Raw genomic sequence first — 20,412 nt, forward strand, 5'->3', positions numbered from 1 at the left:
CGAATCATCGGTGCAGTGCGGTGGTGCCTCATGGCGGCCCGGAGCGCAGCGGAGGGCGGGCATGAGCGAGCGTCAGCGAGCGAATCTTCAGCGAGCGAACGGGGATCTGGCGGCGTTGGCGGCCGCGGTCCTGCAGCCCGGGTTCGTCGGCACCGTACCGCCTGCGTGGGTCTGCCGCTGGCTCGGCGACGGCCTCGGCGCGGTGGTGTTGTTCAGCCGCAACGTCGTGGACCCGGAGCAGGTGGCGGCGCTCACCGCCGGGCTGCGCGCGGAGCGGCCGGACGTGATCGTGGCGATCGACGAGGAGGCGGGCGACGTCACCCGCATCGAGTCGGGTCGGGGCAGCACCCGGCCGGGCAACTTCGCCCTCGGCATGGTGGACGACCCGGCCCTCACCGAGGAGGTCGCCCGCGACCTGGGCGTCGAACTCGCCGCGCTGGGCGTGACCCTGGACTACGCGCCGGACGCCGACGTGAACTCCAATCCGGACAATCCGGTGATCGGTGTCCGCTCGTTCGGTGCCGATCCGTCGGTGGTGGCCCGGCACACCACCGCCTGGGTACGCGGCCTCCAGTCCGGCGGAGTGGCCGCCTGTGCCAAGCACTTCCCGGGGCACGGCGACACCCGGGTGGACTCGCATCACGACCTGCCCCGGATCACCGGCGACCGGGATCGGCTGGACGCCGTCGAGCTGGCTCCGTTCCGGGCCGCGGTCGAGGCGGGCGTGCAGGCGGTGATGACCGGTCACCTGCTGGTGCCGACGCTGGATCCGGAGCTGCCGGCGACGCTGAGCACCCGGATCCTGAGCGGTGTGCTCCGGGAGGAGATGGGCTTCAACGGCGTGGTGGTGACCGACGCCGTGGAGATGGAGGCGGTCGCCGGCCGGTACGGCTTCGCCGGTGCGGCGGTGCGGGCACTGGCCGCCGGGGCGGACGCGATCTGTGTCGGCGGCGAGCACGCCGACGAGGAGACCGCCCGGCACCTGCGTGACGCCATCGTGGACGCGGTCGTGGCCGGGGAGTTGCCGGAGGAGCGGCTGGCCGAGGCGGCGAAACGGGTCGGCCAGCTCGCGGCGTGGACGGTGGCTGCCCGTACGGCCGGTGGGCGTACCCCGGTGACGGCCGGTGGTTCGGCGGTCGGCCTGGTCGCCGCGCGCCGGGCGATCCGGGTCACCCGGGCCGACGGAGGCGCCGAGCTGCCGTTGGCCGCGCCGGCGCACGTGGTGGAGTTCCACCCGCCGCACAACATCGCGATCGGGGCGGAGACCCCGTGGGGAGTGGCCGCGCCGTTGACCGCGCTGGTGCCGGGCACCACCAGCGCCCGCTACGCGCGGGGCGAGGTGCCCACCGACCCGGCTGCGGACGCCGTCGGCCGACCGCTCGTGCTGGTGGTGCGCGATCTGCACCGGCACGACTGGATGCGGACCGCCGTCGACCGGGTGCTGGCGGACCGGCCCGACGCCGTGGTGGTGGAGTTGGGCGTGCCCGCACTGGTCACCGGCACGGTGCACGTCGCCACGCACGGGGCGACCCGGGCCGCCGGGCGGGCCGTGGCCGAGCTGCTGGCGGGTACCGCCGTCACGTCGGGCTGGTGACCAGGTCCGCGTACTCGGGGTGGCGCTCGATGTAGGCGTGCATGAACGGACACTGCGGGACCACCCGCTGCCCCTGGGCGCGGACCTGGTCCAGGGTGCCGCGCATCAGTGCGCCACCGACGCCCCTGTTCTGGAAGGCCGGGTCCACCTCGGTGTGCGTGAACACCAGCGCCTCGCCCCGGGGCAGGTACGCGGTGAACCCGGCCAGCGCGTCGTCGACCAGGATCTCGTAGCGGTGTTTGGCGGCGTTCTCCTCGACCAGCATGCTCACCGGCCCATTCTCCACCGCCGGTTCGGCACGACGGGGCCGTTCGCCTTCGTCTCGTACGCTGAGGCGGTGACGAACCGATCGCCCGCCGGCCGCAGCCGGCGCACCCTCGCCTGGAGGGTCCCCACCCGTAAGTCGGCCGGTCTGTTGGCCGGGCTCGCGCTCGGTGCCGCCCTGCTGATGGGATGCAGCTCCGAGGGTGCCCGCACCGACTGCGGGCTGGACGCCTGCACGGTGACCTTCGACCGGGGGGTGGACGCGCGCGCCAACATCCTCGGCGTCGAGGCGCGGCTCGTCGAGGCCCAGGACGACGTGGTGACCATCGAGGTCGCCGGTGAGCAACTGTCGCTGACCGTCGGGCAGCAGGCCGCCGACGTCGGCGGCCTGGCGGTCACCCTGGACAGCGTCACGGATGCCGAGGTCAAGGTACGCATTTCGCGCAATTCCGGCTGACGCCGACAACTGCCTGATCCGGCCGTCCAGCCGTCGCTTTCCGGCGACGGCTGGACACGTTTGGAAATCTTCGCGTCCGGAGATTGATGGCCCATGTCTCTCACCCGGAACGCCGAAGCCACCGCCGCCCGAACGGCGGACAGCCGGTGGCTGGAACTCCTCGCCCGGGCCGGTTTCATCGGCTACGGGATCGTGCACCTGTTGTTCGGTTGGTTGGCGTTGCAGATCGCATTCGGCAACTCCTCCGACGACGGTGACCAGTCCGGCGCGCTGCGGACACTCGCCGCGCAGCCGATGGGCACGTTCGTGGTCATCGCCATCGCCGTCGGCATGGTCGCCATGGCGATCTGGCAGGCTCTCGAAGCCGCCGTCGGGCACCAGACCGAGAGCGGCAACGACCGGATCAAGGAGCGGGTCTTCTCCGCCGCCCGCGCGGTCATCTACCTCTGGCTGGCGTGGACGGCCTGGAAGGTCTTCTCCAACGCCAACTCCGACAGCGCCTCCCAGCAGGAGGAGATGACCGCCCGGCTGATGGAGTCGACCGGCGGTCGGTGGCTGGTCGGTCTCGCCGGCCTGGTCCTCATCGGCGTCGGCGTCGGCATGTTCATCTACGGCGTCAAGAAGAAGTTCATGAAGCGGCTGAAGACCGGCGAGATGAACGCCCGGACCACCCAGCTCGCCCGGCGGCTCGGCATGGCCGGCTACACCGCCCGGGGCAGCGCGTTCGCGGTGACCGGCTTCCTGGTCGTGCTGGCCGCGGTGAACTACGACCCGGAGAAGGCCCGGGGCCTGGACGCCGCCCTGCGGACGCTGCGGGACCAGGCGTTCGGCACCATCCTGCTGTCGCTGGTCGGGCTGGGCATCGCCGCCTTCGGCCTCTACTGCTTCCTCCAGGCCCGCTACCGCAAGGTCTGATTCCTCCCGGCCCGCTACCGCAAGGTCTGATTCCTCCCGGCCCGCTACCGCAAGGTCTGACTCCGCCCCCTCCGTCACCGGCCACCGCAGCGGCGTTGCGGTGGCCGGTGACGGCGTTCTGGGGCAAACTTGCCCCTTTGCGTGGATCTTGTTGTCGGTCCGGAAGGAGAACCACACGTGCACAGCTACCTCGTGACGGTCGTCGCCGCGCTCGCCGCAGCGGCGATCGCCATTGCCGTGGTCGAGGTGGTGCATCGCTCGATCCGGCGGTGGGGCCACCGCTCACGACTGCTGATGGAGTTGACCGAGCACGCCCACCGCTCGTTCCAGATCGCCGCCACCGTGCTCGCCGTGCAGTTCGCCGTCCGGTTCAGCACCGGCTACGCGGTCGGCACCGGGTGGCGGCAGGCGCTTCTGCACATGCTGGTGCTCGCGGTCATCGCGGCCACCGCCTGGTTGGTCACCTCGCTGCTGGTGGTGGTGGAGGACACCGCGCTGGCCCGGTTCCGGGTGGACGTGCCGGACAACCGGCACGCCCGCCGGGTCCGCACCCAGGTCGTCATGCTGCGTCGGGTGACCATCGTGGTGATCGTGGTGCTCACCGTCGGCGTGATGCTGATGACGTTCCCGGCGGTGCGCGGCATCGGCGCCGGTGTGCTGACCAGCGCCGGTGTGGTCGGTATCGTCGCCGCGCTGGCCGCGCAGAGCCTGCTCGGCAACGTCTTCGCCGGGCTGCAACTCGCCTTCAGCGACGCGGTCCGCCTGGACGACGTGGTCGTGGTCGAGGGGGAGTGGGGCCGGATCGAGGAGTTGACCCTCAGCTACGTGGTGGTGCAGATCTGGGACGACCGCCGGCTGATCCTGCCCACCTCCTACTTCACCAGCACCCCGTTCCAGAACTGGACGCGTACCGAGGCGGCGGTGCTCGGCACCGCGGAGTTCGACGTCGACTGGTCGCTGCCGGTGCAGGCGATGCGGGAGGAGTTGCGTCGCCTGGTCGAGGGCACCGAGCTCTGGGACGGCCGAGTCTGCGTACTCCAGGTGACGGACGCGACCGGCGGCATGGTCAAGCTGCGGGCGCTGGTGAGCGCCGCCAGCGCCGGCGCGTTGTGGGACCTGCGCTGCCTGGTCCGCGAGCACATGGTGGCGTGGGTACGCGACCAGCGGCCCACCGCGCTGCCCCGGCTGCGTGCCGAGGTCGGCGACGGTACCGCCTCGCTGCCCTGGCAGTGGGTGCACCCCAAGCGCCGGACCCGCCGCCTTGAGGACGGGGAGGTCCCCGACGACGCCCGCCTCTTCGGCGGCAGCGACGACGGCGACGCGCGCAGCGAGGCCTTCGTCGGCCCCGACGAGCCCGTCGAGGCGCGCCGCTGACCCCGGATGCGTGCCGATGAGGGCCGGTGGGCGGTGTGGTCGTCACCGCCCACCGGCCCTCATCGGGTGAAGACGCCCGAACGGGGCGGGCCGGACAGGTTTGACGGAAGGTTTCCCGGGGACCTCGTGCGGGACGCCCTGCTCCTTCTTCGCACGCAGGATTGGCGGGCGGCTACTTCGGGCATACAGCGCGGTGACGACGAGAGGGGGACAGCATGGCTGACGTGGCGAACGTCCGTACATCCCACAACGGAAGCGAGCCCTCCACCGCCGAGCTGGTCCAGCGGGCGACGGAGCAGGTGTCTCGCCTGGTCCGGGACGAGCTCGCGCTGGCCCGCGCGGAGCTGACAGAGAAGGGCAAGCACGCCGGTATCGGCGTCGGCCTGCTGGCCGGCGGCGGCGCACTGGCCTTCCTGGGCCTCGGCGCGCTGGTCACCGCCGCGATCCTGCTGCTGGCCCTGGTGCTACCGGCGTGGGCGGCCGCGCTGATCGTGGCGGCGGTCGTGTTCCTGATCGCCGGCGTCCTCGCGCTGTTGGGCAAGAAGCAGGTCAGCCAGGCGGTACCGCCGGTGCCGCAGGCGACCGTGCAGAGCCTGCGGGCCGACGTCGACGTGGTCAGCGCGGCCGTGAAGGACAGGGGACGGGCATGACACACAACGGGACGCGCAACGGCCACGGCCACGGCCCCGGCGACACCGACGCGCTGCGGGCGGAGATCCGGCGGACCCGGGTCGAGCTGGGCGAGACGGTGGAGGCGCTGGCCGCCAAGGCCGACGTCAAGAAGCGGTTGAAGTCCTCGGCGGACCAGGCCCGCGAGCGGGTCCGGGAGCAGGCGGCGCTGACCGTCGCCCGGGTCCGTGGTCAGGCGGCCCTGACCCATCCGCCGGTGCGGGGGCGGCACGGGCCGGCGCCGTTCGTCGCCCTCGCGGCGGGCGCGATCGTCACCGCCGTGGTGCTGATGATCATTCGAGGGAGGCGTGGGTGAGCAAGGGGTTGAGCAAGGTCGCCTACCGGCCGGTGGGCATCCTGGCCGGTATCGCCGCCGGTGCGATCGCGGGTGCCGTCTTCCGCCAGGTGTGGAAGTTGACCGCCGGCGACGGTGATGCGCCCGATCCCGTCGACGAGGACCGCCGCTGGGGCGAGATCCTCGCGGCGGCGGCGTTGCAGGGCGCCATCTTCTCGGTCGTCCGGGCCGCCGTGGACCGTGGCGGCGCGGTGGGCGTACGCCGGTTGACCGGCCGCTGGCCCGACTAGCTCCGGACGGCGTCCGGACTGCGGTCCGGGCTGTTCGGCCCCCTTGTCCGTACGCGGTCAAGGGGGCCTTTTGCCTTACCTCGCGGATGCCGCACAGCGGATCTTTCGCATCCGTCAGGTCACATGTCGGAGAATTTCGTCGGGTAGGCTGTGCAGAGTTTTTGCGTACGTGGTTTGCTGTTCCACGCTGTTGAGAGATGGCGTGGGTTGAGAGAAGTCTCCTTCATTGGGGGCCGCCTCAGGCGCCGCTGCTCGAAAACGGCCAACCGGCCGCACGGCGTGCTCGGCCGCCAGTTTTAGAAGGAGATACACATGGCGCAGGGAACCGTGAAGTGGTTCAACGCTGACAAGGGCTTCGGCTTCATCACCGTCGACGGCGGGGGTGCTGACGTGTTCGTCCACTTCTCGGCCATCCAGTCCAGCGGCTACCGGTCGCTGGAGGAGAACCAGCGGGTGGAGTTCGAGATCGCCCAGGGCCAGAAGGGTCCGCAGGCCGAGCAGGTCCGCCCCCTCTGACACACCGGTCGGCGACCGCCGTCCGCCAGATGGCGAGGCAGTCCCCGACCAGGTGCAAAAGCCCCGCGTTCCGTACGGACGCGGGGCTTTCCGCATCCCTCGGTCAGCGTCGCGTCCGGGCCCGCATGCCCAGCCAGAGCAGCACCGCACCGACGAGGGCCAGCAGCGGACCGAGTGCGGCCCAGATCCGCTGACCGGTCATCAGGCTGTCCTCGACGTACCCGAGGCCCTGTACCGTCCAGACCGCCCCGATCACCACGGCCAGCAGGCCGCTGGTGAGCCGGAACCAGCCGCTCATCCGGTCCGGCGGAGCCGGGCTCTGCTCCGCCGGGGCGCTGGTGCCGTCGGCCGTCTCCCCGGTCACCATCGCTGGTGCACCTGGGGACGGATCAGCTCGTCGTAGACGGCGGCCACCGCTGCCTGTTCCTCCGTGGACAGTGGCCGCTGACCGGCCACCGCGGCGTTGCCACGGGCCTGTGCCGCGTCGCGGGCGCCGGGGATGACCACGGTGACGCCGGGCTGGTCGAGCACCCACCGCAGGGCGAACTGGGCCATCGTCCGGTCGTCGCCGACCAGCGGGGCGAGCCGGCGTACCGCCTCCAGCCCCAGCGTGTAGTCGACGCCGGAGAACGTCTCGCCGACGTCGAACGCCTCGCCGTGCCGGTTGAAGGAACGGTGGTCGTCGGCGGCGAAGGTGGTCTGCTCGTCGTACCGGCCGGAGAGCAGTCCGCTGGCCAGCGGTACGCGGGCGATGATGCCCACCCCGGCGGCCGAGGCGGCCGGCAGCACCCGCTCCAGCGGCTTGTGGCGCAGCGCGTTCAGGATGATCTGGACGCTGGCCACCCCGGGCCGGGCGATCGCGGTGAGCGCCTCGTCGCAGGTCTCCACGCTGACGCCGTACGCGGCGATGCGCTTCTCCCCGACGAGGGTGTCGAGGGCGTCGAAGACCGCGTCGGTGGCGAACACGGGCGTCGGCGGGCAGTGCAACTGCACCAGGTCCAGCGTGTCCACGCCGAGGTTGGCCCGCGAACGATCCGTCCACTGACGGAAATTGTCCAGAATGTACGCCTCGGGGGTCTGTGTCACCCGACGCCCCATCTTGGTGGCCACCGTCAGCCCGGCGTCCGGGTGGGCCGCCAGGTACCGCCCGATGAACTGCTCGCTGCGGCCGTCGCCGTAGACGTCGGCGGTGTCCAGGAAGGTGATGCCGGCGTCGACCGCGGCGTCCAGCACCGCCATGGCGTCGTCCTCGGTGACCGTGCCCCAGTCGGCGCCGAGCTGCCAGGCGCCGAGCCCGACCACGCCGACCTGTCGGTCCATGCGGGGGAAGGTGCGTTGCTCCATGCGACCGAGCCTAGTGACCCCCCGGCGGCCGTGCCGAGGCCGGGCCGCGCGAGCCGGACCCGGTGGACGTGCCTCTCCACGACCGGACCGGCGGCCTGCAAGACTGCGCACGGACCGTCGTCGTCGCCGGTGTGCCGGTGCCATCGCCCAGGAGAACCCGTGACCGATCTGCGTACCTTCATCGCCGGACTGCCCAAGGTCGAACTGCACGTGCACCACGTCGGTTCCGCCTCGCCCCGGATCGTGGCCGAGCTGGCCGCCCGCCACGAGGGGCGTACGCCGGTCCCGGCCGACCCGGAGTTGCTCGCCGACTACTTCGTCTTCCGCGACTTCGCGCACTTCATCGAGCTGTACCTGAGCGTGGTGGACCTGGTCCGCGACCAGGAGGACGTCTGGATCCTCACCCACGAGGTGGCCCGGGAGCTGGCCCGCCAGCAGGTGCGCTACGCCGAGTTGACGGTGACGCCGTACTCGCACGTGAGCCGGGGCATCCCGGCGCCGGCGTTCTGCGAGGCGATTGAGGACGCCCGCAAGCGGGCCGCCGCCGACTTCGGCATCGAGCTGCGCTGGTGCTTCGACATCCCCGGCGAGGCGGGCCTGCCGGCCGCCGAGGAGACGCTGCGGATCTCCCTCGACGAGCGCCCGGACGGGCTGGTCAGCTTCGGCCTGGGCGGCCCCGAGATCGGGGTGCCCCGGCCGCAGTTCAAGCCCTACTTCGACCAGGCCCGGGCGGCGGGACTGCACTCGGTGCCGCACGCGGGGGAGACCACCGGCCCGCAGACCGTCTGGGACGCCCTGCGCGAGCTGGGCGCCGAGCGGATCGGCCACGGCATCTCCGCCGCGCAGGAACCGGAGCTGCTGGCGTATCTCGCCGAGCGGCAGATCGCCATGGAGGTCTGCCCGACCTCCAACGTGCGGACCCGGGCGGTGGCCGCCATCGAGGAGCACCCGCTGCCCACGCTGGTCAAGGCCGGGCTGCTGGTGACGATCAACTCCGACGACCCGCCGATGTTCGGCACCACCCTCGACGACGAGTACGCGGTGGCCGCCCGGCTGCTCGACGCCGGCCCGGAGCAGGTGGCGGCGCTGGCCCGCAACGCGGTGACCGCCTCGTTCCTCGACCCGGCGGGCAAGCAGCGGATCATCGAGGAGATCGACGCCTACCTGGCAGCCCCGCGCGACTGACCTCGCCTGCGGAGGTCCCCGGTCCCGACCGACCCGGTCGGGACCGGCGGAGGCCTGGAAGTGCGCGCGACGGGAGGAGGTGTGGGGGGACCGTGTCTCCCGCCGCGCGCACGGCTCCACCGGCCGATGTGCGCTGGGAGCGGAGAGCCGGCGGAACTGCTGGGTTCGGAGCTGATCCTGGCACCCTTACCGGGCCAATGGGACGTCGTTAATTCGGATCTAAGGAAGACTTGTGCCGCCGCACAACCCGGCCGCGTGTGACCCGGTCAGGAGTCCGTGGGACGTTGCCTCGGCCAGCGTCGTCCGCTGCCCTTCTGCTCCCGTGCCTCCCGGGCCATCCGACCCACCAGGCCGAACCGGCTGACCTGCCGGGGCGTCGCCTCCGGATCGGCGAGCAGCATCACCACGCTCGCTCCGCCCAGCCGCGCCCGGTCGATGCTCACCGAACCGTTGGCCTGCAACGCCACCCGTTTGGCGATGTCCAGCCCGAGGCCGGTGGAACCCTGGTCGCTGGTGCCCCGGCGCAGCGCGCGATCCGGGTTGGCGATGCCCGGCCCGGCGTCGTCGATCCGGATGGCCACGTACCCGTCGCGCCGGGACACCGCCACCTCGAACGCGGTGCCCTGTGGCGTGTAGCGGAACACGTTGCCGATCACCGCGTCGAGCGCGGCGGCCAACTCGGCCCGGGGCACCGGCGCCGGGATGCGCAGCTGGGCGCCGACCACCCGGTGCGGGCGGTTCTGGTCACCGGCCAGAGCCGCCCAGAACACCATCCGGTCCCGGACAACCTCGCTCACGTCGCACATCGCCGGAGCCGCCTCGGTGGCCACCGCCTTGCGGGTGGTCTTGATCAGCACGTCGATCTCACCCTCCAGGGTGACGATCGCCTGCCGGATCCGCCGGATGCCGCGTCGATGGTCCAGCTCCGCCTGACTGAACGCGTCCACGCTGGTGTCGTCGGACTCCAGCGCCTCCGCGTCGAGCCGGAGCACGGTCAGCGGGGTCCGCAGCCGGTGGGACAGGTCCGCCACCAACTCCCGCTCCTCGGTGCGGGCCGCGACGAACCGCTCCGCCATCCGGTTGAACGCGTGCCCGGCCTCGGCCACCTCGCGCGGGCCATTCGGCTCCACGCGTACGCCCAGGTCGCCGTCGCTGACCGCGAGCGCCGCCTTGACCAGCCCCCGGGTGGCGTCGACCGTACGCGCCGCGAGCCGGTCGACCACCAGCACGGCCGCGCCCACCAGGGCTACGGCCACCCCGGCCAGCAGCCACCAGCGCCCCGAGCCGCCGAGCGCCTCGTCCGGTACGAACACCTCCACCACGGCCGTCCGGTCGCCCAGCACCACCGGGTCCAGCCGCAGCACCCCGCCGTCGACGTCGACCACCAGGGAACGTCCCTCGTCGCGGGCCCGGTCGAGCTGCCCGGCGTCGGCGCGTCCGGCCTCGGCGGCCACGCCGTCGAGACCGTGCACCACCGGACGGGTCGCCGGGTCGGCGCCGCTGGCCTCGATGGCGCGGTCCACCACCGCCGGCTCGGTGCTCACCGCGAGCGCGCCGGTGACCAGCGCGCTGCGTCGGGCCGCGTCGGCGATCGCCTCCTCGCGGGCCTGACCGCCCAGGGCCAGGCCGAGCGGGATCAGGAAGGCCAGTGCCAGCAGGATGCCGGTGCCGCCGGTCAGCAGCGCCAGCGAGCGCCTCAGTCCGGCGCCACCAGCCGGAAGCCCACCCCCCGCACGGTGCGCAGGTAGCGAGGCTTCGCCGCGGACTCGCCCATTTTGCGGCGCAGCCAGTACAGGTGCACGTCGATGGTCTGGTCCTCGCCGACCGATGGCTGCCGCCATACCTCCTCCAAGAGCTCCCGCCGGGACACTACCCGGCCAGGTCGGGCGGCGAGATAGGCCAGCAGGTCGAATTCCTTACGTGTCAGCGCCAGCGCCTCACCGTCCAGGAGGGCGCTGCGTTCACCGACGTCGACCCGCAGCCCGCCGACGCTGTGCACGGCCGGTGCCACGCCGCGACTGGCACGGCCCACCCGGCGCAGCACGGTGGTGATCCGCGCGTCCAGGTGCGCGCCGGTGAACGGCTTGACCATGTAGTCGTCGGCGCCGGCCCGTAGCAGCTTGACCACGGACTGCTCGTCGTCGCGGGCGGTGGCGATGATGATCGGTACGTCGGTGATGCCGCGCAGCATCCGCAGCGCGTCCGATCCGTCCAGGTCCGGCAGGCCCAGGTCGAGCACCACCAGATCGGGCGTCTCGGCGGCTACCCGGCGCAGCGCGTCCAGCGCGGTGCCGACCGCGTGCACGGCGTGGCCCCGGTCGGTGAGGGAGCGAAGCATCGCGCCGCGTACGACGTGATCGTCTTCGACCAGCAGGACGGTGGCCACGCCAGAACGGTACTCGGAGTGGCGCGGTACGTCGTTGCGGCCCACCCGACAACCCGCCGAGCTGGTACGACGACGAGGCCGACCCTCAGCGGTTCGCGCCGGCCTCGACCACCTCGTCGTCGCGGCGCTGCGCCGGGTCCGCGTCGACCGACGGCTCGGCGGTGGGCTGCTCGTCGAGGACCGACCGGTCGATCTCCTCGGTGGTGCCCCGACGGCGTCGGCTGATCAGCCAGCCGATCACCGCGCCGCCGCCGAGACCGGCGACCAGGCCGGCGGCGAGCAGGCTGTTGGCGTTCGGGCCCTCGTCGGGCGTGGCGGCGGTCGGCACGGGGTCGCCCGGCGCCGCACCGCCGGGTGCCGCGCCGTGACCGCCGTGGGCCGCACCCGGGTACGCCGGGTCGCCCGGCGTGAGGGTCAGCGCGGGCAGCGGGCGCTGGCCGGGACGGTTGCCCCAGTGCACCTGGAGGCCGTCGGCGTAGGTCTGGGTCAGCTCGAACTGCACCTGCTCGGTCTGCGGCAGCGGCGCCATCGAGAACACCAGGCGGGCCGGGCCCGCACCCGCCTCGCCGGTGGCCCGGGTCCAGGTCAGTGCGGCGGTCACCACGTCGGTCGCCGGACCGTGCATGCCCGCGATCGGGGCGTCGAGCTTGCGGGTGGTGATGGCGGGCGCCCAGCCCTCCACCGAGAGCGGATACACCTCGGCCACCGGAGTCTCCGCCGGCATCCGGATCTCGATCCGCTCGGTCCGGACCCCGGGCCGCTCGTCGGGCACCGCGAACTCGAGCTTGACCGAGTTGCCCTGCTGGGCCTCGGCCGGAGTGAACGTCACGCCGTCGGCCCACGCCGTGGTCGCGGGCCAGAGCAGTACCCCGGCCGTGGCCAGGGCGGCCACCAGCGCGCCCCGGCGTCGACGGCTGCCGCCGCGCGTCATCGCCATGCTGGGTCCCCATCCGTGTCGACGTGGCCGGAACCGGCTCCGGCCACACCTGGTAGTTCGGATGCCGGGCCGAAAAGGTTCAACGGTGGCCGGATTCGTCCCCTACGGTGTCGGGGACGGTGGCCACCACGCCGACCGATACCATCGCGGTGAGCCGTCACCGGCACCTTTCCGTCACATCTGCTGCGAGGAGTTCACCCGTGTCCGCACCCCGTATCCCCGCCGTGGCCGACCCCGTCGTCGTCGCCGCCGGGACGACGGCGGCCGACGCGGTGGCGGCGGCCGGGTTGCCCACCACCGGCCCGAAGGCGATCGTGGTGGTCCGCGACCCGCAGGGCGCCCTGCGCGACCTGGACTGGCGTCCGGCCGAGGAGACCGCCGTCGAGCCGGTCGCGCTGGACTCGCCGGACGGGCTCGACGTGCTGCGGCACTCGACCGCGCACGTGCTGGCCCAGGCGGTGCAGGACGTCTTCCCCGAGGCCCGCCTCGGCATCGGCCCGCCGATCGAGAACGGCTTCTACTACGACTTCGCCGTCGACAAGCCGTTCCAGCCGGACGACCTGGCCAAGGTCGAGAAGCGGATGCAGGAGATCGTCAAGTCCGGGCAGCGGTTCCGGCGGCGGCGCTTCGACAGCCTCGACGAGGCCAAGACCGAGCTGGCCGCCGAGCCGTTCAAGCTGGAACTCATCGACGTCAAGGGCGAGGGGCTGGACTCCTCCGAGGTGATGGAGGTCGGCGGGGGCGAGCTGACCATCTATGACAACCTCGCCGCCGACTCCGACAAGGTCTGCTGGTCCGACCTGTGCCGGGGCCCGCACCTGCCCAACACCCGGCTGATCGGCGCGTTCAAGCTGATGCGCTCGGCCGCCGCGTACTGGCGGGGCAGCGAGCGCAACCCGCAGCTCCAGCGGGTGTACGGCACCGCCTGGCCGACCCGGGACGCGCTCAAGGCGTACCTGAAGCTGCTGGAGGAGGCGGCCCGGCGCGACCACCGCAAGCTCGGCGCGGACCTCGACCTGTTCAGCTTCCCCGACGAGCTCGGCTCCGGCCTGGCGGTCTTCCACCCCAAGGGCGGCATCATCCGCCGCGAGATGGAGAACTACTCGCGGCTCAAGCACGAGCAGGCCGGGTACGAGTTCGTCAACACCCCGCACATCACCAAGGGCCACCTGTACGAGGTCTCCGGGCACCTCGACTGGTACGCCGACGGCATGTTCCCGCCCATGGAGGTGGAGGGCGCGAGCTACTACCTCAAGCCGATGAACTGCCCGATGCACGACCTGATCTTCCGGTCCCGTGGTCGTTCCTACCGGGAGCTGCCGCTGCGGATGTTCGAGTTCGGCACGGTCTACCGGTACGAGAAGTCCGGTGTGGTGCACGGCCTGACCCGGGTGCGCGGCATGACCCAGGACGACGCGCACATCTTCTGCTCCGAGGAGCAGATGGCGGGGGAGTTGAAGTCCCTGCTCGCCTTCGTGCTCGAACTGCTGCGTGACTACGGGCTGGACGACTTCTATCTGGAGCTGTCCACCCGCAACCCGGAGAAGTCGGTCGGCACCGACGAGAACTGGGAGCGGGCCACCGAGGCGCTGCGGTCGGCGGCCGAGGAGTCCGGCCTGGACCTGGTGCCCGACCCGGGCGGCGCGGCCTTCTACGGCCCGAAGATCTCCGTGCAGGCCAAGGACGCCATCGGCCGGACCTGGCAGATGTCCACCATCCAGGTCGACTTCAACCTGCCGGAGCGCTTCGGTCTGGAGTACCAGGCGGCCGACGGCAGCCGGCAGCGGCCGGTCATGATCCACCGGGCGTTGTTCGGCTCGATCGAGCGGTTCTTCGGCGTGCTCACCGAGCACTACGCCGGGGCGTTCCCGGCCTGGCTGGCCCCGGTGCAGGTGGTCGGCATCCCGATCCGCGAGGACCACGCCGACTACCTGCACGGCTTCGTCGCCGCGCTGCGCGCCGAGGGCGTCCGCGCCCAGGTGGACGCCGGTGACGACCGGATGCAGAAGAAGATCCGGACCGCCCAGCAGCAGAAGATCCCGTTCATGGTGATCGCCGGGGACGACGACGTGGCCGCCGGCACCGTCTCGTTCCGCTACCGGGACGGCTCGCAGCGCAACGGGGTGCCGTTGGCCGAGGCGGTCTCCCACGTGCTCGACGTCGTCCGCACCCGCACCAACGTCGGCCCCTCCGCCCAGATGTAAGGAAGGGCACCTTATTAACGCCTGCGGTAGAGCAGGGGACCCTTCCTAACACGCACGCCGGGTGCTGCTCCATCGATCACGCCGGGTGCCGGGCCGAGGCTCGGCACCCGCTCGGCGGGGCCGTAGGATCGCCGGTGTGACTGGGGGAGCGGACGAGCACAACGACAGGGACATGGCCGACGGGCTGGACCGGCTCTGGACGCCCCACCGGATGACCTACATCTCCGGCGAGGACCGACCCGAGGGCGGCTACGAGCAACCCTCCGGCTGCCCGTTCTGCCTGGCCCCGGCCCGACCGGCGGAGGAGAGCCTGGTCGTGGCGCGGGGCGAGCACGTCTTCGTGGTGCTCAACCTGTATCCGTACAACCCGGGGCATCTGCTGGTCTGCCCGTACCGGCACGTGGCCGACTACACCGACCTGGACGAGCCGGAGACGGTCGAGCTGGCGTCGTTCACCCAGGCCGCGATGCGGGTGGTCCGCAAGGTCAGCAACGCGCACGGCTTCAACCTGGGCATGAACCAGGGCGGCGTGGCGGGCGCCGGCATCGCCGCCCACCTGCACCAGCACGTGGTGCCCCGCTGGGGCGGTGACGCCAACTTCATGCCGGTGATCGGGCGTACCAAGGTGTTGCCGCAACTGCTCGGCGACACCCGCGACCTGTTCGTCCGCGCCTGGCCGACCTGACCCGGCCCGCAGCCCCCCGCGTCCGGGGCCTCGCGCTTCGCGTCCTGCGGGCTTCGTCGCGGGGCCTCTGTGCCCACCGTGTGCCCCGGGCGGGACCCGCGCCGGGGTCCACTGCCGCGCGGCGCCTTTGCTCTGCCTCACCCCACGCAACGGTTACGCGCTGGAGTCGATGCGTATCGGTGAGCAGAGCAAAGGCGGCCACGAGGGCAACCGGATCCTCCGGCGATTCGCAGGTCGTCCGGGTGGGACACGAGACGGGGCGGATCCGGGCCGCGCCGGGGTGATCCGTGGGCGACGGTCCCCCGTACGGATGATCGTGCTGGATGTCTGTCAAACCGTGTCCGGAAGATGGCACGATGCGCCGGTGGCGGAGTCGACGCGCACGCTCGGGCGCAGCGGGATCGAGGTCAGTGCCCTCGGCATGGGCTGCTGGGCGATCGCCGGTCCCTGGTCCGAGGGGCACACCCCGCTGGGGTGGGGGGCGGTCGACGACGAGGAGTCCGTCCGGGCGGTCCGCCGGGCCCTCGACCTCGGCGTGACCCTCTTCGACACCGCCGACTCGTACGGTGCCGGGCACGGTGAACGGCTGCTCGGCCGGGCGCTGACCGGACGGCGCGACGAGGCAGTGATCGCCACCAAGTGGGGCTACACGTTCGACGAGCGGTCCCGGCAGGCCACCGGTCGGGACGCGTCCCCGGCGTACCTGCACCGGGCGGTACGGGACTCGCTGCGCCGCCTCGGCACCGATCGGATCGACCTGTACCAACTGCACCTGGCCGACCTGCCGGTGGCCCGGGCGCAGGCGCTGATCGGCGTCCTGGAGGACCTGGTCGCCGACGGGCTGGTGCGGGCGTACGGCTGGAGCACCGACCGGGTCGACCGGGCCGTCGCCCTCGGCCAGGACGCCCGGCACGGCGCGGTCGTGCAGCACAGCCTGTCGGTGCTCCGGGACGCCCCCGACCTGCTCGCGGTCTGCGACAAGTACGACCTGGCCAGCGTCAACCGGGGGCCCCTGGGGATGGGGTTGCTCACCGGCAAGTACCACCACTGTTCGACGCTGCCGCACGACGACGTCCGGGGGATGACCTCGGGATGGCTGGAGTGGTTCCGGGGCGGGCGGCCCGCGCCGGAGTGGCTGCGCCGGGTACACGCCGTGCGGGCGGCGCTGACCGCCGACGGGCGCACCCTGGCGCAGGGCGCGCTGGGCTGGATCTGGGCCCGCAGCGACCGCACCATCCCGATCCCGGGATGCCGCACCGTCGCCCAGGTCGAGGAGAACGCCGCCGCCCTGGCCCTCGGTCCGCTCCGCCCGGACCACTTCGCCGAGGTCGAACGTCGACTCGCCGCCCTGCGCTCGGCCGCCCTGCGCGAGGTCGACCGCCCCTACTGGCCCAGCCCCATGCTCCCCACCGCCCGCCCCTGACCGGCCCCCGGAACGGTCAGGGGGTGGGGTGGGAGTCGTAGCGGAGGAAGCTGCGGCGGAAGGTGCCGGCGCCGGCGGTCATCGCGCGCAGCTCGACCGCGTACCGGAGCAGCCCGCTGGCGGGCACCTCGGCGCGGACCAGGGTGCGCCCCTCGGCGTCCGGGTCCGGTTCGGTGCCGAGCACCCGGCCGCGCCGACCGGAGAGGTCGCCCAGCACCGCGCCCACGCTGCCGTCGGGTACCCGCACCGTCACCTCGTCGATCGGTTCAAGCACCACCGGTGCGCCCCGGTCGGCGGCGTCACGCAGGGCCAGCGCCCCGGCGGTCTGGAACGCCGCGTCGGAGGAGTCGACGCTGTGTGCCTTGCCGTCGACCAGGGTCACCCGCAGATCCACCACCGGGTGACCGGCGACCAGCCCGCGTTCCATCTGGGCGCGTACGCCCTTCTCGACCGAGGGGACGTAGTGGTGCGGTACGGCGCCGCCGACCACCCGGTCGACGAACTCGAAACCGCCTCCGCGTGGCAGCGGTTCCACCTCGACGTCGCAGACCGCGTACTGGCCGTGTCCGCCGGACTGCTTGACGTGGCGGCCGTGCCCACGGGCCGGTGCGGTCAGCGTCTCCCGCATCGGCACCCGTACCGGTTCGGTGTCCAACTCCACCCCACCGGCGCGCAGCCGGTCCAGGACCACGTCGGCGTGTGCCTCGCCCATGCACCAGAGCACCAACTGGTGGGTCTCCGGGTTGCGCTCCAGCCGCATCGTCGGGTCGCCGGCCACCAGCCGGGCCAGGTTGCGGGCCAGCGCGTCCTCGTCGGAGCGGGTCTTCGCCACCACGGCCACCGGCAGCAGCGGCTCGGGCATCTCCCACGGGGCGATCAGCAACGGGTCGTCCTTGGCGGAGATGGTGTCGCCGGTCTCCGCGCTGCCGGACTTGGTGATCGCGCAGATGTCGCCGGCCACCGCGACGCCGACCTCGCGCAGCGTGGCGCCCAGCGGGCTGTAGAGGTGGGCGATGCGCTCGTCGGCGTCGTGGTCCGGGTGGCCGCGTTCGGCCAGTCCGTGTCCGGCGACGTGCACGGTACGGTCCGGACGCAGCGTGCCGGAGAAGACGCGTACCACGCAGACCCGCCCGAGGTGCCGGTCCACCGTCGTCTTGACCACCTCGGCGACCAGTGGACCGTCCGGGTCGCAGGTCAGCGGCGGGCGCGGCGAGCCGTCGACGCCGGTGACCGGCGGCAGGTCGTGCTCGGGCGGGGACGGGAATCCTGCGGTGAGCACCTCCAGCAGCACGTCCAGCCCGACGCCGGTGGCCGCGCAGACCGGCACGACCGGATAGAAGTGGCCCCGGGCGACGGCCTTCTCCAGGTCCTCGACCAGCAGGGCGGGATCGATCTCCTCGCCGCCGAGGTACCGGTCCATCAGGGTCTCGTCCTCGCTCTCCGCGATGATCCCCTCGATCAGCTCGTCGCGGGACTCCGCGATCGCCGGCAGGTGCTCCGGGTCGGGCTCGCGTACCTGCGCGGGCAGGCCGGCGGTGTAGTCGAAGACCCGGCGGGTGATCAGCCCGAGCAGGCCGGCGACGGACTCGCCGTCGTCACCCAGCATCGGCAGGTAGAGCGGGACCACGTTGTCGCCGAAGACGCGCTGGCACAGCGCCACCGCCTCGTCGAAGTCGGCGCGCGGGTGGTCCAGCCGGGCGACGGCCACCGCCCGGGGCATGTCGACGGCGGCGCACTCCTCCCAGAGGGCGGCGGTGGCGGCGTCCATGCCGTCCACGGCGGAGATGACGAACAGGGCGGCGTCGGCGGCCCGCAGCCCGGCCCGCAACTCGCCGACGAAGTCGGCGTAGCCGGGCGTGTCCAGCAGGTTGACCTTGATGCCGTCGTGGTGCAGCGGCGCGCAGGACAGCGCCACCGAGCGCTGCTGGCGTACGGCGGCGGGGTCGTGGTCGCAGACGGTGGTCCCGTCGGCGATCGAGCCGGGTCGGTCGATCGTGCCGCTGGCCGCGAGCAGCGCCTCGACCAGCGTCGTCTTGCCCGCCCCGGAGTGCCCGACGAGCACCACGTTGCGGATCCTGGCGGGGTCGGTCACCGCCGGCACACCGCCGGCGGCCCCCTTGTCGTGACTCTTCTGCGCCATCGGGCGCACCTCCCTCAACCGGTGGTGGTAGGTGGCGACCGCCGCGCGCGACGGGGACCGGCCCGGGCGGGTACTGCGGCGATATCTTCCGGGCAACCGCTCCGAACCGTGCAGTCAACGGGTGGTCGGGTGAGCCGGGTCACCTTACTGGCTCGATCTCACACCCGTCGGCGGACCGACACAACCCTTGCCACGCCGACCGGCGGTGTCGCCGGCCAGGGGGCCGACCGTTATCGTGGGACCGCCATGGCGAAGATCTTCCAAGTGTCGGCCCGCGCGGGGATGACCCGCGTCGTGGAGCCGATCGCCCGCAGCCTACTGCGCGCGGGCATATCCCCCAATACGGTCACCGTCGCGGGCACCGTCGGAGTGCTCGTCGGCGCGCTCGGCTTCGGTGCGCGCGGCCACCTGGTCGCCGGTGCGCTGATCGTGACGGTCTTCGCGCTCACCGACCTGCTCGACGGGACGATGGCCCGGATGAGCGGCGGGTCCACCACGTTCGGGGCGTTCCTCGACTCCAGCATGGACCGGGTCGCCGACAGCGCGGTCTTCGGCGCGGTCGCCTTCTATCTGGCCGGCGAGGGGGACCGCGGTGGCGTGGCCGCCGCGCTGATCTGCCTGGCCGCGGGCGGTCTCGTCTCGTACGTCAAGGCTCGCGCCGAGGGGCTCGGGATGAGCGGCAACGTCGGCATCGCGGAGCGTACCGAGCGTCTGCTGATCGTGGGCGTCGGCGGCCTGCTCGCCGCGTGGGTCCACCCGGCGGCGCTGCCGATCGCACTCTGGCTGCTGGCGGCGGTGTCGCTGTTCACCGTCGGCCAGCGGATGCGGTACGTCTACCGGCAGGCCCAAGCCAGGTGAACCTCACCGAGCTCGGGTTCGTCGCCGGCTGGCGGCTGGTCCGGGTGCTGCCCCGGCCGGTGGCGGCGGCGGCGTTCGACGCGGTGGCGGACCGGGCCCACCGCCGTCGGGGCAAGGGCGCCAGCCGGCTGCGCGCCAACCTGCGCCGGGTGGTCGGGCCGGAACTGCCCGACGCGGAGCTGGACGAGCTGGTCCGGGCGGGTCTGCGGTCGTACTCCCGCTACTGGATGGAGGTGTTCCGGCTGCCGTCGCTGAGCCGGGAGCAGGTGCTCGCCGGTTTCCGGCTGGACGGCACCGAGAAGCTCGCCGCCGACGTGGCGTCCGGCCGGGGCGCGGTGGTGGCGCTGCCGCACGCCGGTAACTGGGACCTGGCCGGTGCCTGGGTGGCCGCCAACGGGTGGCCGCTGTCCACCGTCGCCGAGCGGCTCAAGCCGGAGGGGGTCTTCGAGCGGTTCGTGGCCTTCCGGGAGGGCCTGGGCATGGAGATCCTGCCCACCACCGGGGGAGCCCGCCCGCCCATCGACGTGCTGACCGATCGGCTGCAGGCCGGTGCGGTGGTGCCGTTGCTGGCCGACCGGGACCTCTCCGCCCGGGGCGTGGAGGTCGACTTCTTCGGCGGTCGGAGCCGGATGCCGGCCGGTCCGGCGCTGCTGGCGCTGCGGACCGGCGCGCCCCTGTACGTGGCGTCGCTGTGGTACGAACCGGATGCGGCGTGCGCCTCGATCGAGGGGCCGCTGCCGCTGCCGGGGCCGGCGGAGGGCTCGCTGGACGAGCGGGTCCGTACGCTGACCCAGCGGATCGCCGACGGTCTCGCGTCGGGCATCGCCCGGCATCCGCAAGACTGGCACATGTTGCAGCGGATGTGGCTGGACTGAG

At 72.6% G+C, this 20,412-nt stretch carries 21 protein-coding genes; 14 read left to right on the top strand and 7 right to left on the bottom strand.

Annotated elements, in window-relative coordinates; all coding sequences use genetic code 11:
* Window positions 1-61: 61 nt before the first annotated feature.
* Window positions 62-1,594: a glycoside hydrolase family 3 protein gene (locus ACIBO1_RS16075; protein WP_396746658.1), complete on the top strand. Its 1,533-nt coding sequence runs from the start codon at window positions 62-64 to the stop codon at window positions 1,592-1,594.
* On the opposite strand, the gene ACIBO1_RS16080 is transcribed toward ACIBO1_RS16075, so the two are convergent.
* Entirely contained in the window at window positions 1,578-1,859 is a 282-nt protein-coding gene (locus ACIBO1_RS16080) for a GNAT family N-acetyltransferase (protein WP_350695586.1), read from the bottom strand. The two genes, ACIBO1_RS16075 and ACIBO1_RS16080, sit on opposite strands and share 17 nt — an antisense overlap.
* Before the next feature lie 72 nt (window positions 1,860-1,931).
* Between ACIBO1_RS16080 and ACIBO1_RS16085 the strand changes: the two genes are divergently transcribed.
* From ACIBO1_RS16085 to ACIBO1_RS16115, 7 genes are all read left to right on the top strand, one after another.
* Window positions 1,932-2,315 (top strand): hypothetical protein, encoded by a 384-nt coding sequence (locus ACIBO1_RS16085; protein WP_396746661.1) that lies wholly within the window; start codon window positions 1,932-1,934, stop codon window positions 2,313-2,315.
* A gap of 93 nt (window positions 2,316-2,408) precedes the next feature.
* Window positions 2,409-3,230 (top strand): DUF1206 domain-containing protein, encoded by an 822-nt coding sequence (locus ACIBO1_RS16090; protein ID WP_396746664.1) that lies wholly within the window; start codon window positions 2,409-2,411, stop codon window positions 3,228-3,230.
* Between the two features lie 177 nt (window positions 3,231-3,407).
* A complete protein-coding gene (locus ACIBO1_RS16095; RefSeq protein ID WP_396746667.1) occupies window positions 3,408-4,604 on the top strand; it encodes a mechanosensitive ion channel family protein in 1,197 nt (398 codons plus the stop codon).
* Between the two features lie 215 nt (window positions 4,605-4,819).
* Window positions 4,820-5,254: a phage holin family protein gene (locus tag ACIBO1_RS16100; RefSeq protein WP_350695113.1), complete on the top strand. Its 435-nt coding sequence runs from the start codon at window positions 4,820-4,822 to the stop codon at window positions 5,252-5,254.
* On the top strand, window positions 5,251-5,589 hold the full coding sequence (locus ACIBO1_RS16105) for a DUF3618 domain-containing protein (RefSeq protein WP_396746670.1): 339 nt from the start codon (window positions 5,251-5,253) through the stop codon (window positions 5,587-5,589). The genes ACIBO1_RS16100 and ACIBO1_RS16105 overlap by 4 nt, the downstream gene beginning before the upstream one ends.
* Window positions 5,586-5,858, top strand: a complete 273-nt coding sequence (locus tag ACIBO1_RS16110) for a DUF4235 domain-containing protein (protein ID WP_350695110.1) — start codon at window positions 5,586-5,588, stop codon at window positions 5,856-5,858. Before ACIBO1_RS16105 ends, ACIBO1_RS16110 begins: the two co-directional genes overlap by 4 nt.
* Window positions 5,859-6,170: 312 nt before the next feature.
* Window positions 6,171-6,374: a cold-shock protein gene (locus tag ACIBO1_RS16115; protein ID WP_067306996.1), complete on the top strand. Its 204-nt coding sequence runs from the start codon at window positions 6,171-6,173 to the stop codon at window positions 6,372-6,374.
* A gap of 103 nt (window positions 6,375-6,477) precedes the next feature.
* Here ACIBO1_RS16115 and ACIBO1_RS16120 read toward each other — a convergent pair whose 3' ends face one another.
* Complete coding sequence (locus ACIBO1_RS16120) at window positions 6,478-6,741, bottom strand: hypothetical protein (RefSeq protein ID WP_396746675.1); 264 nt, start codon at window positions 6,739-6,741, stop codon at window positions 6,478-6,480.
* Window positions 6,735-7,718, bottom strand: coding sequence for an aldo/keto reductase (locus ACIBO1_RS16125; protein WP_396746678.1), 984 nt, complete (start codon window positions 7,716-7,718; stop codon window positions 6,735-6,737). Before ACIBO1_RS16125 ends, ACIBO1_RS16120 begins: the two co-directional genes overlap by 7 nt.
* Window positions 7,719-7,877: 159 nt before the next feature.
* On the opposite strand from ACIBO1_RS16125, the gene ACIBO1_RS16130 reads away from it, so the two are divergent.
* The gene (locus ACIBO1_RS16130) at window positions 7,878-8,903 is read left to right on the top strand and encodes an adenosine deaminase (RefSeq protein ID WP_396746681.1); all 1,026 of its coding nucleotides are present in this window, start codon (window positions 7,878-7,880) and stop codon (window positions 8,901-8,903) included.
* Window positions 8,904-9,169: 266 nt separating this feature from the next.
* On the opposite strand, the gene ACIBO1_RS16135 is transcribed toward ACIBO1_RS16130, so the two are convergent.
* The 3 genes from ACIBO1_RS16135 to ACIBO1_RS16145 form a co-directional block, all read right to left on the bottom strand.
* A complete protein-coding gene (locus tag ACIBO1_RS16135; RefSeq protein ID WP_396746758.1) occupies window positions 9,170-10,447 on the bottom strand; it encodes an ATP-binding protein in 1,278 nt (425 codons plus the stop codon).
* Between the two features lie 152 nt (window positions 10,448-10,599).
* Window positions 10,600-11,289, bottom strand: coding sequence for a response regulator transcription factor (locus ACIBO1_RS16140; protein ID WP_131054346.1), 690 nt, complete (start codon window positions 11,287-11,289; stop codon window positions 10,600-10,602).
* A gap of 85 nt (window positions 11,290-11,374) precedes the next feature.
* On the bottom strand, window positions 11,375-12,226 hold the full coding sequence (locus ACIBO1_RS16145; protein WP_396746684.1) for a DUF1775 domain-containing protein: 852 nt from the start codon (window positions 12,224-12,226) through the stop codon (window positions 11,375-11,377).
* A gap of 200 nt (window positions 12,227-12,426) precedes the next feature.
* Between ACIBO1_RS16145 and thrS the strand changes: the two genes are divergently transcribed.
* The 3 genes from thrS (at window position 12,427) to ACIBO1_RS16160 (ending at window position 16,538) form a co-directional block, all read left to right on the top strand.
* A complete protein-coding gene (gene thrS / locus ACIBO1_RS16150) occupies window positions 12,427-14,430 on the top strand; it encodes a threonine--tRNA ligase (RefSeq protein ID WP_396746687.1) in 2,004 nt (667 codons plus the stop codon).
* 172 nt (window positions 14,431-14,602) lie between these two features.
* On the top strand, window positions 14,603-15,115 hold the full coding sequence (locus tag ACIBO1_RS16155; protein ID WP_396746761.1) for an HIT family protein: 513 nt from the start codon (window positions 14,603-14,605) through the stop codon (window positions 15,113-15,115).
* 364 nt (window positions 15,116-15,479) lie between these two features.
* Window positions 15,480-16,538: an aldo/keto reductase gene (locus ACIBO1_RS16160; RefSeq protein WP_396746690.1), complete on the top strand. Its 1,059-nt coding sequence runs from the start codon at window positions 15,480-15,482 to the stop codon at window positions 16,536-16,538.
* A 16-nt stretch (window positions 16,539-16,554) separates the two neighbouring features.
* Here the strand turns inward: ACIBO1_RS16160 and ACIBO1_RS16165 are convergent, their stop codons facing one another.
* Window positions 16,555-18,678 carry an elongation factor G-like protein EF-G2 gene (locus ACIBO1_RS16165; protein WP_396746693.1) on the bottom strand — a complete coding sequence of 708 codons (2,124 nt, stop codon included), beginning with the start codon at window positions 18,676-18,678 and terminating at the stop codon, window positions 16,555-16,557.
* Window positions 18,679-18,924: 246 nt separating this feature from the next.
* On the opposite strand from ACIBO1_RS16165, the gene pgsA reads away from it, so the two are divergent.
* Window positions 18,925-19,536 (top strand): phosphatidylinositol phosphate synthase, encoded by a 612-nt coding sequence (pgsA, locus tag ACIBO1_RS16170; RefSeq protein WP_396746696.1) that lies wholly within the window; start codon window positions 18,925-18,927, stop codon window positions 19,534-19,536.
* On the top strand, window positions 19,533-20,411 hold the full coding sequence (locus ACIBO1_RS16175) for a phosphatidylinositol mannoside acyltransferase (RefSeq protein ID WP_396746699.1): 879 nt from the start codon (window positions 19,533-19,535) through the stop codon (window positions 20,409-20,411). The genes pgsA and ACIBO1_RS16175 overlap by 4 nt, the downstream gene beginning before the upstream one ends.
* The last annotated feature ends 1 nt before the right edge of the window (window position 20,412 follow it).

Source organism: Micromonospora sp. NPDC049903, from assembly GCF_044460945.1.
Taxonomy (GTDB): Bacteria; Actinomycetota; Actinomycetes; order Mycobacteriales; family Micromonosporaceae; genus Micromonospora.

Coding starts and splice junctions, on each gene's coding strand:
- ACIBO1_RS16075 (WP_396746658.1), top strand. CDS start 62: ATGAGCGAGCGTCAGCGAGCGAATCTTCAGCGAGCGAACGGGGATCTG.
- ACIBO1_RS16080 (WP_350695586.1), bottom strand. CDS start 1,859: ATGCTGGTCGAGGAGAACGCCGCCAAACACCGCTACGAGATCCTGGTC.
- ACIBO1_RS16090 (WP_396746664.1), top strand. CDS start 2,409: ATGTCTCTCACCCGGAACGCCGAAGCCACCGCCGCCCGAACGGCGGAC.
- ACIBO1_RS16100 (WP_350695113.1), top strand. CDS start 4,820: ATGGCTGACGTGGCGAACGTCCGTACATCCCACAACGGAAGCGAGCCC.
- ACIBO1_RS16105 (WP_396746670.1), top strand. CDS start 5,251: ATGACACACAACGGGACGCGCAACGGCCACGGCCACGGCCCCGGCGAC.
- ACIBO1_RS16115 (WP_067306996.1), top strand. CDS start 6,171: ATGGCGCAGGGAACCGTGAAGTGGTTCAACGCTGACAAGGGCTTCGGC.
- ACIBO1_RS16120 (WP_396746675.1), bottom strand. CDS start 6,741: ATGGTGACCGGGGAGACGGCCGACGGCACCAGCGCCCCGGCGGAGCAG.
- ACIBO1_RS16125 (WP_396746678.1), bottom strand. CDS start 7,718: ATGGAGCAACGCACCTTCCCCCGCATGGACCGACAGGTCGGCGTGGTC.
- ACIBO1_RS16145 (WP_396746684.1), bottom strand. CDS start 12,226: ATGGCGATGACGCGCGGCGGCAGCCGTCGACGCCGGGGCGCGCTGGTG.
- ACIBO1_RS16155 (WP_396746761.1), top strand. CDS start 14,603: ATGGCCGACGGGCTGGACCGGCTCTGGACGCCCCACCGGATGACCTAC.
- ACIBO1_RS16165 (WP_396746693.1), bottom strand. CDS start 18,678: ATGGCGCAGAAGAGTCACGACAAGGGGGCCGCCGGCGGTGTGCCGGCG.
- pgsA (WP_396746696.1), top strand. CDS start 18,925: ATGGCGAAGATCTTCCAAGTGTCGGCCCGCGCGGGGATGACCCGCGTC.